The organism is Bradyrhizobium sp. ORS 111, assembly GCF_045571485.1.
Taxonomy (GTDB): Bacteria; Pseudomonadota; Alphaproteobacteria; order Rhizobiales; family Xanthobacteraceae; genus Bradyrhizobium.
On record NZ_CP120701.1, the window covers coordinates 5,090,608 to 5,105,408 of the forward strand.

Genomic DNA, 14,801 nt, shown 5'->3' on the forward strand with positions numbered 1-14,801 from the left:
CCTCCCATGTGGCACTGGCTCGATCCGACCTCATCATGCTCAATTGCCAAAATACGCATGTGTCAGTTGCTCGGGCTGTAGTCCCTGTGCCGGCCCGGTCAGCGAGACCCGTCCCTTCAGGAGGCAGTAAATCCGCTCCGACGTCGCGAGCGCACGCTTGACGTCCTGCTCGACCAGCACGACGGCGGTGCCCTCTCCGCGGATATCCGCAAACGAGCGATAGATCTGCTCCACCACAACGGGCGCGAGCCCGAGCGAGATCTCGTCGCACAGCAACAACCGCGGATTCGACATCAGGGCGCGGCCGATCGCTGCCATCTGCTGTTGGCCCCCGGAGAGCTGCCCGGGATACATCCGCTGCCGCTCCTCCAGAATCGGAAACAGATCGAACACCCGGCGCAGCGTCCAGCTCCCAGACCGCCGGTTCACCGTGCCCATCAGCAGGTTTTCCTCGACGGTCAACGAATCGAACAGCAGCCGTCCCTCCGGCACCATGATGAGGCCGAGCCGCGACACCTGTTCCGCCGGCATGCGCGAGATATCGGCGCCGTCGAAATGGATCGCGCCCGACCGCTCCTCGTTCAGCCCGACCAGCGCCTTCAGGAAGGTCGACTTGCCCGCGCCGTTGGCGCCGACCAGCGCCACCGCCTCGCCATCCGCAACGGTGAAGTTCATGTCGAACACCGCCTGGAGATCGCCGTAGAAGATCTGCAGGCTACTCACGTCAAGCAACGCCATCGGCCTTCAGCCCCATGTAGATTTCGCGCACCACGGCGCTGTCCATGACTTCCGCCGGCGGTCCTTCCAGCACCTTGCGGCCGAAATCGAGCACCAGGATCCGATCCGACACCGCGCGCAGCGCGTGCGGAATATGCTCGATCCAGATGATCGCATGATCGGCCTTGACCGTCTTGATGATCGCAACGAGGCGCTCGACCTCGGGCTCGGTCAACCCTGCGGCGATTTCGTCGAGCAGGATCAGCGCGGGCCTCGAGGCCAGCGCCTTGGCGAACTCCAGCCGCTTGCGGTCGATCAGCGGCAAGGCGCCCGCGAGCTTGTCCGCCTTGGCCTCAAGCCCGGTACGTTGCAATACCTCCATGGTCCAGGCGCACGCCGTCTCGCCGCGCAGGCCCGCACCGTAGGATGCCGCCACCAGCGCATTCTCATAGACCGACAGATGCGGAAACGGTTGCGGAATCTGGAAGGCGCGCCCGAGACCCATGCGCGCGCGGCGGTGCGGCTGCAATCCGGTGATCTCCTCACCGTCAAGCATGATCGAGCCGGCGTCGGCCGTGAGCAGGCCGACGATCAAGTTCAACAGCGAGCTCTTGCCGGCACCGTTGGGGCCGATCACGCCGAGGCACTCTCCACGCGCCAGCTCGAAGCTGACGTCGTCGGCGACGACGATTTCGCCGAAGCGCTTGGACAGGCCGCTGACGCGCAGAAGCGGTGCCATCTCAGGCCAGCTTGGAGAGCAATGCGAGGTCGGCCTGCTTCGGAATGAACGGCGCCGTTCCGTTGTGCACGATCAGCAGCTCGTATTTCGACTTGCCGCCCTTGGTCTTGCGCCACTGCCCGCCCGACAGCGAGGTCACGGCAACGCTCTTGATCGGACTGTCCTTGAACTTCACCTGTCCGACGACCGTCTCCATGTCGAGACCCGCGATCGCGTTGCGCAGCGAGTTCCTGTCCTTGGGATCGCTGTTTTGCAAAGCTGCAAGCGCGACCTCCCACAACGCATGAGCGTAGCCGATCGGCTGGGTCCATTGCTTGCCGGTGGTCTTCTCCCATTCCGCGGCGAGTTCCCCGGCGCTCTGCCCGGTCAGCGACGACTTGAATGGATACGCCGGCGTCCACCACACCTCGGTCGACATCCCATCGCCACGATCGCCGAGCGCATTCACCGCGCTCGGAAACAGGAACGCCGCCGCCACGGTGCAGATCTGCGGCCGGAAGCCGGCCTGCGCCGCCTGGTTCCACAGCGTCACCCAGTGATTGCCATAGGTGAAGCCGGAGACGATATCGACGCCGTTGTTCTTGAACGCAGAGACCTGGTTGGTGAAGTCATCGGTGGCGATCTGGAACTTGCCGGCCGAGAACTCTTGGTAGCCGGCCTTGGTGATGCCGCCGGGCAGACCGACCTTGGGATCGGAGAACGCCTGCCCCGCCGGATTGTCGATGTAGAGCGTGCCGACCTTTTTGTTGGTGTCGACCGACTGCCACATGCCGAGGAAATTCTTCACGACGTCGTCGGCGCCCCAGAAGAAATGGAAGCTGTAGGGGAAGCCCTTGTCCGGCGTGCCTTTGCGCGGGAACATCCAGCCCTGCCACGGCACCATGGTCGAGATCGAAGGAATGCCGCGCGCGTCGGAGAGCTCCTGCACCGGCGCCTGCGCGTCGCCGTCCTCGATCAGGATCAGGTCGCATTTCTCGCGCAGCACCAGCTCGCTCGCCACGACCGACGAGCGGTTCGGATCGGATTGATTGTCCTTGAAGACGAACTCGACCTGATAGGTCTTGCCGCCGATCTTCAGGCCGTCCTTGAGGCGGGCCTTGATGCGCTCGTGGATCCAGGTGTCGGGCTCTGCGAACGGCGCGCGGACACCGGAGAGGCAGCCGACCCAGCCGATCTTGATGGTGTTGCTGGCGGCACGCGCAATGTTGGCCAGCGGCACGTTCATCGCCGACGCAAGGCCGGTCGCACCGGCCGCCTTCAGCAGGGTGCGCCGATTGAGCCGCCCTATGGATGGTGATTTGGCTTTTGAATCCTCAGTCATGTCCCTCTCCCTCACCAATCGTTGAAATATCCGTTGCCTCAAGCTGCTGACTGCTGGATGGCCGTGTGGCTGACGGCCGCGAATTTGCACAATGTGGTCTCGATGATCTGGCGCGGGATGCCTCGCACGATGAAGACCAGCCGCGAGCGCCGGTCCCCCGATGGCCAGCCGTCAAGCGTAATCGGCGGGTGGAAGACGTGCTGGACGCCATGCACCACGACAGGCGTGTCTGGCTGTTCGGCGACGTTGACGATCGCCTTGAAGCGCAGCAGATCCTCGCCCTTCAGCGCCGCGACATAGTCGAGCCAGCGCGCAAACGCATCGCGCTGGATCGGCTCGTCGATGATGAGGCTGTAGGTCGACACCTCCTGATTATGCGCATCATGGCTGTGGTGGTCGCACTGCTCGCCTTCGCAATCATGATGCGCGTGATGGTGAGGTTGGTTCGCCGCCTGCGACGCCGCCTCGAACCAGCGCACCACATCGGCGGACCTTGCGGCCGGATCGAACAGGCCGGCGTCGAGCACCCTGGCCGGATCGACGATGCCGTTCCGGACGTGATGGCGAACCGCGACCGGATTGATCGCCGCAAGCCGCGCCTCGAGCCGCGACAGCGCATCACCAGAGGCGAGATCAGTCTTGGTCACCAGCAAGCGATCGGCGACCGCGATCTGCCTTATCGCTTCCGGATGCGCATGAAGCGATTGTGCGCCGTTGACCGCATCGACGGTGGCTACCACGCCGTCGATGCGGTAGCGGGCGACGACGTCGGGCGCGGTCATCAGCGTGTGCAGCACCGGCACCGGATCGGCGAGCCCGGTGGTCTCGATCAGCACGCGGTGAAACGGCGGGATCGTCCCTGCGGCGCGGCGGCAGGCCAGATCGGCGAGCGTCTCGATCAGGTCCTCGCGCACCGAGCAACAGATGCAGCCATTGTCGAGCAGGGCGAGCCGATCCTCGCTGCTCTCGACCAGCAGGTGATCCAGCGCCACCTCGCCGAATTCGTTGATGATCGCGACCACGCCGTTGAGCTCGGCCTGGCGCAGCAGATGGTTCAGCACCGTGGTCTTGCCGCTGCCGAGGAAGCCGGTGAGAACCGTGACCGGGATTTGATCCGCGCCCATCACTTGCCCCGTTCGTACACCTTGCGGCCCTCGAAGAAGGTCATCTCGACCCGCGTATCCGCGAGCTGGTCCGGCGGGATGTCGAAGATCATCTGGTCGAGCACGATCAGGTCAGCCGATTTCCCTGCTTCGATCGAGCCGATGGTCTGGCCGAGGCCGGCGGCGCGTGCGGCATCGATGGTGTAGATATCGATCACGGTCTTGAGGTCGAGCGCCTGCTCAACCCAGAGCGACTTGCCGGGAAAATCGCCGGTCGGGTTCTGCCGCGTCACCATGCCCTCGATGCCCTGCCAGGGATCGGGGATCGGGATCACCGGCCAGTCCGAGCCGCCGGCCATCAGCGCGCCGGCGGTCTTCAGGTCCTTGTTCGGCCAGAATCGCTGCGCCCTCTCGTCGCCCATCGCGGCCTTGTGCGCCTCGAGGAAGATGGTCGGATACCAGATGATCGGCGACAGGTCTGCCGCCACGCCGAGCTCGGCGAAGCGCGGCACGTCCTCCGGCGCGATGTAGCTCGCATGCGCGATATGGTGGACCAGATGGGTCGGGCCGTTGAAGCTGCGCACGACGTCGATCGCATCGAGCGCCTGCGTCACCGCGGCGTCGCCGGCGCAATGGATCTTGGCAGCGAGCCCAAGCTTTTCGCAACGCCCGAGCCAGCGGATCAAGTCCGGCACGGTCAGCATCGTTGAGCCACGGAAGCAGCAGCCGCGCACCGGATCGGCGAGATACGGCTCGTGGAACGCCGCGGTCTTGGCGCCGGGCACACCGTCGAGGAACACCTTGACATAGTCCGGCTTCACATGCGCGCCGCGATAGTCCTCACGTAGCGCAAACAGCTCCTCGCCCGCCTTGCCGAACATGAAGCCGGGTTCGACCACCGGCATCGCGCACACCGCCCAGGCGGTGAGTTCGCCGCGATCGTCGAGCCCCTTCAGCGCGGCCATGATCGGCTGCATGCTCGCGGCGTCGATGAAGGCGGTGACGCCATAGGCGTTCAGCACCGAGATCGAGCGCGCCACCGCGGCGCGGTCCATCTCGGCGGTGTAGTGGCCGGACGCCGCGAGCGCCCGCTCCACCAGGCCCGATGCCGCCTCGATCATCACGCCGGTCAGAGTGCCGTTTCTTAGGTCGCGGCCGATCTCGCCGTCGGTCGGGTTTGGTGTATCGACCTGCACGCCTGCCAGCCGCAGCGCCGCCGAGCTTGCCCAGCGATTGTGGTAGCTGTCGTCGCGCAGCACGACGGGATGGCCGAGGCATGCCGCATCCAGGAGCGCGAAGGACTCCGCGGTGTTCAGCTCGTTCAGAAGGTTATTGCCGAACTGGCCGCCGACAATCCAGGCACCGGGCGCCGCAGTGGACGCCGCCTTGTGCAAGGTCTCCGCGATCCGCGGAATGCTGTCGCTGGAGGCGAAGCGCAGCTCGTAGAGATCGGCCTGCCCACCCATCATGATGTGGTTGTGGATGTCGACGATGCCCGGCATCGCCATCCGCCCGGCGAGTTCGATGGTCGTGGTGCCCTCGCCGATCAACGGCGCGACGTCGCGCTCCTCGCCGACCGCAACGAACCGGCCCGCCTTCACAGCAGCGCATGTCGCCCAGGGCTGCTTCTGGTTCGACGTGTAGATGCGGCCGTTGCGAAACACCGCGTCGGCGAAGCGATTGTCCATCTGCATCAACTTCCCGGTTGAGATGCGTGTCGGCTGGCGCCAACGCCCACGCAGCGGAGGCCCGCAGATCCGCGGACGGACAGCTCGGCATCCTGGCCAAAAAGGTTCGGCAAGTCGCGCTTTGGAACAATCCACCATCCGGTGGATGCTCACCCGGCTGCCGCAGCGCAGGCGCCCGACCTTGGCTCAAAACCCGAGCGCCAGCCCGTCCTTGCGATGATCGGAGGCGCCGAACAGCACGCCGCGCGCGTGGTCGATGCGGATCGCCTGGCAGCCGCCGATCGGCTCCTCGGAGAAGCGCGCCTCGTGTCCCCGCGCCCTCAGTTCGTCGCGGATCGCAGGCGGGATCGTCGTCTCCAACGACAGCACGCCATCGAAGGCGAAGGAGCGCGGTGCTTCCGCCGCGGCCTGGATGTCCATCTTCATATCGAAGATGTTGGACAACAGATTGGCATGACCCGCGGCCTGATAATGCCCGCCCATCACGCCGAACGACATCACGGTCTTGCCGTCCTTGCGGAGCAGGCCCGGGATGATGGTGTGCATCGGGCGCTTGCGCGGCCCGAGCGAATTCGGATGGCCGGGCCTGGCGCGAAAGCTCCAGCCGCGATTGTGCAGCAAGATTCCCGATTTCGGCGCATAGATCCCGCTGCCGAACGGATAGAACAGCGAGTTGATCAGTGAGACCGCGTTGAGGTCGCGATCGACCACGGTGACGTAGACCGTGTCGCGATGTTCGATGTCGTCCCAGGTCGCGGGCATTGACGCGCGTGCCATGTCGATCCGGCTGCGGATATCAGCAACGTAACCCTCGGCGAGGAACGTAGCCGGGTCGACGTTGCCCATCGCGGGATCGCAAAAATAGGCATCGCGGGCACGGTAGGCCGCCTTGGTCGCCTCTGCCAGCAGATGGATGCGATCGGCCTGCGACAGAGCGCCGACGTCGAAGCCTGCGAGCGTGCGCAGGATCATCAGGGCGGCCAGGCCCTGCCCGTTCGGCGGACATTCGACCACGTCGTGGTCGTGGTAGCGCGCCGAGATCGGGCGCACATAGTCCGAACTCTGCGTGGCAAAATCATCCGCGGTGTGCGCGCCGCCAAGTGCACGGAGGATGCCGACCATCTCGTCCGCCGCCGCGCCAGCATAGAAGGCATCGCGTCCGCGCCGAGCGATATCGCGCAAGGTCGCCCCCAGCGCCGGCTGCGTCCGGATCTCGCCAGTTGCGGGGGCCGCGCCGCCGGGAAGGAACTGCGCCGCCGCATGGGCGTCGATCTCGATCCGCGCGCGAAAGCGGCGCCAATCCTCGGCGACGCGCGGCGTGACGCAAAAGCCCTGCTCGGCGGCCAATATTGCCGGCCGAAAAATCTCCTCCAGCGATTTGCTGCCGTGATCGGCGACCAGCCGGCACCATGCATCGATCGCGCCGGGCACGGTAACTGCTTCAGGCGCGGTCGGTGGAATGTCGCGCTGACCGCTCTCGGCATACTTTCCGACATCGGTCCCGGCAGGCGTGCGGCCCGAGCCGTTCAGCGCGACCGGCTCGCCGGCCTTCGGGGAGTAGAGCGCAAAGCAGTCGCCGCCAATCCCGGTCATCTGCGGCTCGACCACGCCCTGCACTGCCACCGCGGCAACCGCAGCATCGACAGCGTTGCCGCCGGCCTTCAGCATCTCGACCGCGGCAAGCGTCGCCTGCGGGTGCGAGGTCGCGGCCATGCCCCGCTCCGCAACCGCCACCGATCGGGCAATAGCCATAAAATCGCGCATGTCGTCTCCTTCCATGTGGCAAGCGGCAGCCGCTCGCCGACATTGTCGAAGACGACACCGATCGTTCAGGGAAACTCGATCCGGCGCGCCAGTGGCAGCAATCGACCAAACGGTGGATGGAATGCCAGCCGGACGCGCCCAAAATCCGTCAATCATTGCGAGCCAACGGAGAACTCCGTCGCCCCGGAATTCGGACGATCGGACCGTACGCACGCCTCAATGCGGCCGCGACATCAGTGCCACGACGGCGGATCGCGTCTCGACGCCGAGCTTCTCGAAGATGTGGATCAGGTGCGTCTTCACGGTCGCGAGCCCAATGCTGAGGCACTCGCCGATCTCGCGGTTGGTCCGGCCGCAGCACAGGAGCTCGACGACCTCCATCTCGCGCGAGGTGAGGCCGTAGCGGGCCGGCTCGTCGGTCGCGGACGACAGTCGGCTGGTCAGGTTGAATTCGAGATAATCGTGGATCTTCTCCGCGATGTTCATGCTGCCGTCCGGAATCTTGCAGCCCGGCGCCCACAGCACGCTCATCCCGGCGACGATCCGCTCGTTGCGGCGGAAGAAGAATTCGATCATGTCGGCAACGCCGCATTGGCCGGCAAAGGCGCGATAGGTCGCGGCCTCCGCGGTGGCGCAGCGATCGAGCGCGACGCTCAAGCGGGCAATCGGCTGATCGCTCGCGGAGCGCGGATGCAAGGGATCGAGCCGGTTCATCCCGGCCAGATACTGGTCGTGAAAGCTCGGCGGGACGTTGCTCGAGAGCACGAAGCGGTTGAGGTTGAGGTTGCCGTCGACCTCATAGAACGCGGTCGCGGACCCCTCGAGAATTCCCCTCGCGAAATTGATGGCTTGCGTGGTTGCCGGATCCGGTCGGCCCAGAAGCGCGAACATGACCTTCCCTCCCGATGTTTCCCGATGACGGACGTCTGCGCGTCGCGTGGTCGGCCACGCTGGGGCAGACGCGCGGCATAGTCAAGCAAATTGCGGGCCAACCATTGGAGTCTCACACCTCCGACGAGGTGGCGTCGAGGTCACTCGCGCACCTGGCTCCACCATACGGTGGATTGCGTGCCGTGCAGCGCACGCGGAACCTTGATGCGTTTCCACGTCATTGCCGGACCAACAATGAATTCGCGTCGCATCATGGCCACCTTTCCTCCGGCGGCCGAAGACCAGGTCACGCTCGCCAACTGGCGGCAGCATCCGTTCAGCGAGTGGGCGTTCCGCAACGTGCGCGAGCTTCTGCCCACCGCGAACATCGCGCGCTCGCGGGAGCCGTCGCCGTTGTCCGTTACGCCGCTCCATCTCGAGGACGTCAGCTTCGCGAACCCACGTGGCTCGGCGATCGACCTCAATCAAGCGCTGCGCACCAGCCATACCGACGGCATCGTGGTGTCGCATCGCGGCCGCATCGCCTTCGAGTGGTACGCCCACGGCCTGACGCCGGACAGTCAGCATCTGATCTTCTCGGTCAGCAAGTCGATCGCCGGCACGCTCGGCGGCATCCTTGCCGACAAGGGCAAGCTCGATCCCGACGCGCCCGTCATCAGCTATATCCCGGAGATGGAGGGATCGGTCTATGGCGGCGGCTGCGCGGTGCGGCATCTGCTCGACATGAGCGTCGGCATCCGCTTCGACGAGGACTACATGGCGCGCGACGGCGACGTCATGAACTATCGCCGCTCGACCGGATGGGAGCCGCCGGACCCGAGCCTGCCGCCGACCAACCTGCGCGACTATCTCAGGACGCTGCGGCCGAACGGCACGCCGCATGGCCAGACCTTCCACTACGTCTCGACCAACACCGACGTACTCGGCTGGGTCTATGAGCGCGCCTGCGGCATCTCCTATGCAAAGATCCTGTCGCAATATCTGTGGCAACCGATGGGCGCCGAGCACGACGCCTACATCGCGGTCGATTCCCGCGGCGCCGCCCGCGCCGCCGGCGGGATCTGCGCGAGCTTGCGCGATCTCGCCCGCTTCGGCGAGATGATGCGCAACCATGGCGTCAGCAACGCCCGGCAGGTGGTGCCGAGCTGGTGGATCGACGACATCAGGCACAACGGCAATGCCGAAGCCTGGTCGCGCGGCGACCTGACCAAGGTGTTTCCGAACGGCAATTACCGCAGCAAGTGGTACACCATCGATCGCAGCGAAACGCCGTTCGCCGCCGTCGGCATCCATGGCCAGTGGATCTACATCGACCCGGCCAACGAGACCGTGATCGCGCGCGTCTCCTCGCAGCCGCTGCCGATGGACCTCGATCTCGATCACATGTGGCTGCGCGGCTACCGCGCAATCGCGGCAAGGCTGGCCAGGACAACCTGAGCGACCAGCGACGCGGCAGGTGTCTCCCGCGAGATGCGCAGCATCTTCGCGAGACGGTGACAACCAAGCCTAGTCTCGCCGGGGCGAGCACGTATAAGCCGTAACCCATCGCGCCGGGAAAGCCGGGATTGCTCCGGTTACACCTGTCGTCCTACCCCCGAGCTTTCTACCATTGCTCGGGGCCCATGGGTGCGATCGGCACCCGGCTTTCCCTGCGCCCTCTGTTCAAGAGAGGGCGAAACGAGATGCAAGCTCGGACAATTCATGTCGCGAGAACGCGGAGTCACATCCCTCTCAGTCGTCATGCCCGCGCAGGCGGGCATCCAGTACGCCGTGGCTTCTTGGCTCAAGCACCAGCGTCTCTGGAATACTGGATCACCCGCATGCGCGGGTGATGACAGCGTCACCAAGCTGTTTGACAGTTGAATCCGAAACGCGCGTCCTCGCCACAGCACACGCCCGGCCCTCCCCCTTTGCCCGCCTGACGCCTTGGTCTACAAGCACCGCCATGACCGACTCCTCGAACCCAACCCTCCCATTCGACGAACTGACGCGCGCCATCCAGGCTCGACGCTCCATCTATGGCGCAATCAGCGGGCTGCGCCTTGACCGTGCCGCGCCTGGCGAAGCCTGGTCAAGCCTGGCCTATCGCCCGGAGTTCGTCGGCGACACTGAGACCGGTGTCCTACACGGCGGCGTCGTCACCGCCATGCTCGACGAGAGCTGCGGCATGGCGGTACAAGTCGCGCTCGACGGCACCCGCGCGATCGCGACCCTCGACCTGCGGATCGATTACCAGAAGCCGGCGACGCCGGGGCTCGACATCCGCGCGCACGCGGTCTGCTATCGCGTCACGCGGCTGATCGCCTTCGTGCGCGCCACCGCCTACCAGGAGTCCGAGGACGATCCGGTCGCCACCGCGACTGCCTGCTTCATGATCGATGCCAACCGGAGCAACATGCTGACGGATCGTGCATCGGCCCTCGGCGTGGCGTTACCGGACCTCGAAGCGGCGGATGATCCGGATGGGCCGTTCGCCAGCAGCCCGTTCGCGCGATGTCTGGGAATCCGCACCGGCAATGACGACACGTTGGTGATGCCGTTCTCGCAGCAGATCATCGGCAACCCGATCCTGCCCGCGATTCACGGCGGCATCACCGGCGCATTCCTCGAGACGACAGCGATCGTCGGCGTCACACGCGAGCTCGGCGTCGAGGCGCGGCCGAAGCCGATCGGCCTCACCATCAATTATCTGCGCTCCGGCCGCGCGCTCGACAGCCACGCCCGGGTGTCGATCGTCAAGCAGGGACGGCGCGTCGTCGCGTTCGAGGCGCAGGCCTGGCAGGACGATCCGGCCAAGCCGATCGCATCGGCCTTCGGTCACTTCATGCTGCGGCAGGCCCCCGGCCTCGATGAGGGATAGCACAGCGAACGCTCATCCACCCGGCGTCAAGATCACCTGCCGATGTTCAGTAGTCGATCTCGGAGAGATCACCGACCACCAGCAAGGCGCCGGTGACATCGTCCTCATCGAAATAGGCGCTGCGGGTGATCAGGGCGGGAATCCCGGCGCGCGACGCGGCCATGAGACCGTTGCCGGAATCCTCGATGGCGATGCAGTCCGCCGGACCGAGCCCGAGCCGGGCCAGCACCTCGAGATAGACGTCGGGCGCCGGCTTCTTGCGCGGTACATCGTCGCCGGCAACGATGGTCTCGAACAGGCTGGCCCACTCGGGGCCGAGCGCGACTGCGAGCAGCGCATCGATATTGCCGTGCGAGGTCGTCGTCGCGATCGCCAGACGCTGGCCGCGGCTCCGCGCGCTCCGCAGCCAGGCCCGGACACCCGGCCGCAGCGGACAGCCGCCCGACGCAATCAAGGCGGCGTAGCGCGCGGTCTTGATCCTGTGCAGGTCGGCAATATCGGCAAAGGTCAGCGACGGCACCGCGTTGCGCTGGTCGAACGCGCGGATGCGCTCCTTGCCGCCGGCGACGCGAAGCAGCCGTCCATAGGTGACCTTGTCCCAGAACCAGTCGAGGCCGGCTACGGCGAACGCCTCGTTGAAGGCGCGGCGATGCACCTCCTCAGTTTCCGCGAGCGTGCCGTCGACATCGAAGATCAGCGCGCGAGCGCTGGCGATGACATCACGCATCCCGGCGGTCCGGATCGCTGCGAGCGCCTGGCTCATCGCCCCTCGCCCGCGGTCCCCTTGGTGAACACGCGGCTCGCGAGCACATCGCCGGCCTCGATCGCCATCACGTCGTCCGCCGTGAGCGTGCGGTCGAGCTTGGCGACGATGCGGTTGGCCTGGCGAAGCCGGATTCGGTCCAGTGCGTTGCGGATCGAGCGTGCGTTGGAGAACAAGGGCTGCACCTTGCGGGCAGCGACGTAGCGGATGAAAGCCTCGCGTGCTTCCGGAGAGAAGCGATAATTCTGCTGCTGCAGCATCAACTCGGCGATCCAGAGCAGCTCGGCGTCCGAATAGTCGGGGAAGTCGACGTGATGGGCAATGCGCGAGCGGAAGCCCGGGTTGCTCTGGAAGAACTTCTCCATGCGGTCGCCATAGCCGGCCAGGATCACCACCAGGTCCTCACGCTGCTGCTCCATCACCTGGAGCAGGATCTCGATCGCCTCCTGGCCATAATCGCGCTCGTTCTCGGGCCGGTAGAGATAATAGGCCTCGTCGATGAACAGCACGCCGCCCATCGCCTTCTTCAGGATCTCCTTGGTCTTGGGCGCGGTGTGGCCGATATACTGCCCGACCAGATCATCGCGCGTGACGCTGATGACGTGGCCGCGGCGCACGAAGCCGAGCCGGTGCAGGATGCCGGCCATCCTGAGCGCCACCGTGGTCTTGCCGGTGCCGGGATTGCCGGTGAACGACATGTGCAGGGTCGGGAATGTGGTCGCGAGCGCCATCTTCTGCCTGATGCGTTCAACCAGCAGCAGCGACGCAATCTCGCGGATGCGCGTCTTCACCGGCTTGAGCCCGATCAATTCGGAATCGAGCTGGTCGAGGACTTCGCCGATGCCAAGATCGGCGAATTCATGCCGGAGGTCGACGGTCTCGAGCGGCGTCTGGCGGATTTGTTCTTGCGGTTGCGTCATCGTCCTCTCTTATCGAAAAGCTCCGTCGCCGCGCGGCAGCGACGACGGAGAAGTGCATCCGGACCAGGGCGGCCGAGGGAGCAATCCGCCTGGCTTCGACCGGACGCGGTCACTGGTCGGCGTAGCGCTCCCCCTCCGGGCGCGTGGCGGCATAGCCATGCGTCGCGTAGCGGATGTTGCGCCCGACGGATTCCTGGCGGTCGAGCCGGAAGCCCGGCTCCTCCCGCGGCCGGTTCACGATGAAGGAGATGCGAACCGATTCCCAGCCATGGCTCGAATCGAAGCCGGAGATCCGGATGTAGCGGTCGCCGTAGACCCGCCGGCAGTCGGCGAGCTCCTTCATGATGCCCGCGGCATCGCGCAGGTCGAACATCGGCAGGCCCCACATCTCCCAATAAGTGTTGCGGGGATGCGGATCATCGGTGAACTCGATGTTCACCGCCCAGCCCTTGTCGAGGCAATATTGCACCTGCGCGGCGATCTGGTCGTCGGTGAGATCGGGCAGGAACGAAAAGCAGCCCTGGGTTATGCGCATGAGAAACTCCTCTCAGACCGCCATGCTCGGCGTGGGAACGAAATCGGGAGCATCCGTGGAGTCGTAGTTGAAGGTGACGTCCTTCCAGACCTCGAGCGCCTCGCGCAGCGGCGTGCAGGTCTGCGCCGCCTTGGCCAGGATCTCCGGACCTTCGTGGACGTAGTCGCGCCCCTCGTTGCGGGCGAGGATCATCGCCTCCAGCGCGACGCGGTTGGCGGTGGCGCCGGCCTGGATGCCGCGGGGGTGGCCGATCGTGCCGCCGCCGAACTGCAACACGACGTCCTCGCCGAGCAAGTCGAGCAACTGATGCATCTGGCCGGCATGGATGCCGCCGGAGGCCACCGGCATCAGCTTGTTGAGGCTCGCCCAGTGCTGGTCGAAGAACACGCCGTGCTCGAGTTGCATCGGATTGAAATCCTCCCGGCAGATATCGTAGTAGCCGCGCGTCGTGTTGGGGTCGCCCTCGAGCTTGCCGACCACCGTGCCGGCATGGATGTGATCGACACCGGCCAGCCGCATCCACTTGGCGATCACGCGGAACGAGACGCCGTGGCTGCGCTGCCGGGTGTAGGTCGAGTGGCCGGCGCGGTGCAGATGCAGGATCATGTCGTTCCTGCGCGCCCACTTCGCCATCGACTGGATCGCCGTGTAGCCGATCACGAGATCGATCATGACGATGTTGGAGCCGAGCTCGCGCGCGAACTCCGCGCGCTCGTACATGTCCTCCATCGTTGCCGCGGTGACGTTGAGATAGGTGCCCTTGATCTCTCCGGTCGCGGCTTGGGCGCGGTTGACCGCCTCCATGCAGTACAGGAAGCGCTCGCGCCAGTGCATGAAGGGTTGCGAGTTGATGTTCTCGTCGTCCTTGGTGAAGTCGAGCCCACCCTTCAACGCCTCATAGACGACGCGGCCGTAGTTCCGGCCCGACAGGCCGAGCTTCGGCTTGACCGTGGCGCCGAGCAAGGGACGGCCGAACTTGTCGAGCCGCTCGCGCTCGACGACGATCCCGGTCGCCGGGCCCTGGAAGGTCTTCACATAGGCGATCGGCAGCCGCATGTCTTCGAGCCGCAGCGCCTTCAGCGGCTTGAAGCCGAACACGTTGCCGATGATCGAGGCCGTCAGATTGGCGATCGAGCCCGGCTCGAACAGATCGAGGTCATAGGCGATATAGGCGAAGTAGCTGCCCGGCGAGTTCGGCACCGGATCGACGCGGTAGCATTTCGCCCGGTATTTTTCCGCAGCGGTCAGCCGGTCGGTCCACACCACGGTCCAGGTCGCGGTCGAGGATTCGCCCGCCACCGCAGCGCAGGCCTCCGTCGGATCGACGCCATCCTGCGGCGTCACGCGGAACAACGCGATGACGTCGGTGTCCTTGGGCTCGTAGTTCGGCTCCCAATAGCCCATGCGCTTGTATTCCATCACGCCGGACTTGTAGCGATCCTTGCCGCGCACCGTGATCGACTGCTGCATATTCATCTGGATCTCCTGTCGTTCGCCGCG

The 14,801-nt window shown here is 65.5% G+C and carries 13 protein-coding genes; 2 read left to right on the top strand and 11 right to left on the bottom strand.

Annotated features, from left to right (window positions below; translation table 11 throughout):
- Nucleotides 1-39: 39 nt before the first annotated feature.
- From P6U30_RS23760 to P6U30_RS23790, 7 genes are all read right to left on the bottom strand, one after another.
- Nucleotides 40-738: an ABC transporter ATP-binding protein gene (locus P6U30_RS23760; protein ID WP_407165319.1), complete on the bottom strand. Its 699-nt coding sequence runs from the start codon at nucleotides 736-738 to the stop codon at nucleotides 40-42.
- Entirely contained in the window at nucleotides 725-1,456 is a 732-nt protein-coding gene (locus P6U30_RS23765; RefSeq protein ID WP_407165320.1) for an ABC transporter ATP-binding protein, read from the bottom strand. Before P6U30_RS23765 ends, P6U30_RS23760 begins: the two co-directional genes overlap by 14 nt.
- Nucleotide 1,457: 1 nt before the next feature.
- Nucleotides 1,458-2,777, bottom strand: coding sequence for an ABC transporter substrate-binding protein (locus tag P6U30_RS23770; protein ID WP_407165321.1), 1,320 nt, complete (start codon nucleotides 2,775-2,777; stop codon nucleotides 1,458-1,460).
- Between the two features lie 38 nt (nucleotides 2,778-2,815).
- The gene (locus tag P6U30_RS23775; RefSeq protein ID WP_407165322.1) at nucleotides 2,816-3,901 is read right to left on the bottom strand and encodes a CobW family GTP-binding protein; all 1,086 of its coding nucleotides are present in this window, start codon (nucleotides 3,899-3,901) and stop codon (nucleotides 2,816-2,818) included.
- Nucleotides 3,901-5,568 carry an amidohydrolase gene (locus tag P6U30_RS23780; RefSeq protein WP_407165323.1) on the bottom strand — a complete coding sequence of 556 codons (1,668 nt, stop codon included), beginning with the start codon at nucleotides 5,566-5,568 and terminating at the stop codon, nucleotides 3,901-3,903. The genes P6U30_RS23775 and P6U30_RS23780 overlap by 1 nt, the downstream gene beginning before the upstream one ends.
- Before the next feature lie 186 nt (nucleotides 5,569-5,754).
- Nucleotides 5,755-7,332 carry a gamma-glutamyltransferase family protein gene (locus tag P6U30_RS23785; RefSeq protein WP_407165324.1) on the bottom strand — a complete coding sequence of 526 codons (1,578 nt, stop codon included), beginning with the start codon at nucleotides 7,330-7,332 and terminating at the stop codon, nucleotides 5,755-5,757.
- A 216-nt stretch (nucleotides 7,333-7,548) separates the two neighbouring features.
- Complete coding sequence (locus P6U30_RS23790; RefSeq protein ID WP_407165325.1) at nucleotides 7,549-8,223, bottom strand: response regulator transcription factor; 675 nt, start codon at nucleotides 8,221-8,223, stop codon at nucleotides 7,549-7,551.
- 234 nt (nucleotides 8,224-8,457) lie between these two features.
- On the opposite strand from P6U30_RS23790, the gene P6U30_RS23795 reads away from it, so the two are divergent.
- Both P6U30_RS23795 and P6U30_RS23800 read left to right on the top strand, forming a co-directional pair.
- The gene (locus P6U30_RS23795) at nucleotides 8,458-9,660 is read left to right on the top strand and encodes a serine hydrolase domain-containing protein (protein ID WP_407165326.1); all 1,203 of its coding nucleotides are present in this window, start codon (nucleotides 8,458-8,460) and stop codon (nucleotides 9,658-9,660) included.
- 508 nt (nucleotides 9,661-10,168) lie between these two features.
- Complete coding sequence (locus P6U30_RS23800) at nucleotides 10,169-11,083, top strand: PaaI family thioesterase (RefSeq protein WP_407165327.1); 915 nt, start codon at nucleotides 10,169-10,171, stop codon at nucleotides 11,081-11,083.
- 46 nt (nucleotides 11,084-11,129) lie between these two features.
- Here P6U30_RS23800 and P6U30_RS23805 read toward each other — a convergent pair whose 3' ends face one another.
- From P6U30_RS23805 to P6U30_RS23820, 4 genes are all read right to left on the bottom strand, one after another.
- A complete protein-coding gene (locus P6U30_RS23805; RefSeq protein ID WP_407165328.1) occupies nucleotides 11,130-11,846 on the bottom strand; it encodes an HAD family hydrolase in 717 nt (238 codons plus the stop codon).
- Nucleotides 11,843-12,766 (bottom strand): CbbX protein, encoded by a 924-nt coding sequence (gene cbbX / locus P6U30_RS23810; protein ID WP_407165329.1) that lies wholly within the window; start codon nucleotides 12,764-12,766, stop codon nucleotides 11,843-11,845. Before cbbX ends, P6U30_RS23805 begins: the two co-directional genes overlap by 4 nt.
- A gap of 109 nt (nucleotides 12,767-12,875) precedes the next feature.
- A complete protein-coding gene (locus tag P6U30_RS23815; RefSeq protein WP_407165330.1) occupies nucleotides 12,876-13,301 on the bottom strand; it encodes a ribulose bisphosphate carboxylase small subunit in 426 nt (141 codons plus the stop codon).
- A 12-nt stretch (nucleotides 13,302-13,313) separates the two neighbouring features.
- Nucleotides 13,314-14,771, bottom strand: coding sequence for a form I ribulose bisphosphate carboxylase large subunit (locus P6U30_RS23820; protein WP_407170526.1), 1,458 nt, complete (start codon nucleotides 14,769-14,771; stop codon nucleotides 13,314-13,316).
- Between the last annotated feature and the right edge of the window lie 30 nt (nucleotides 14,772-14,801).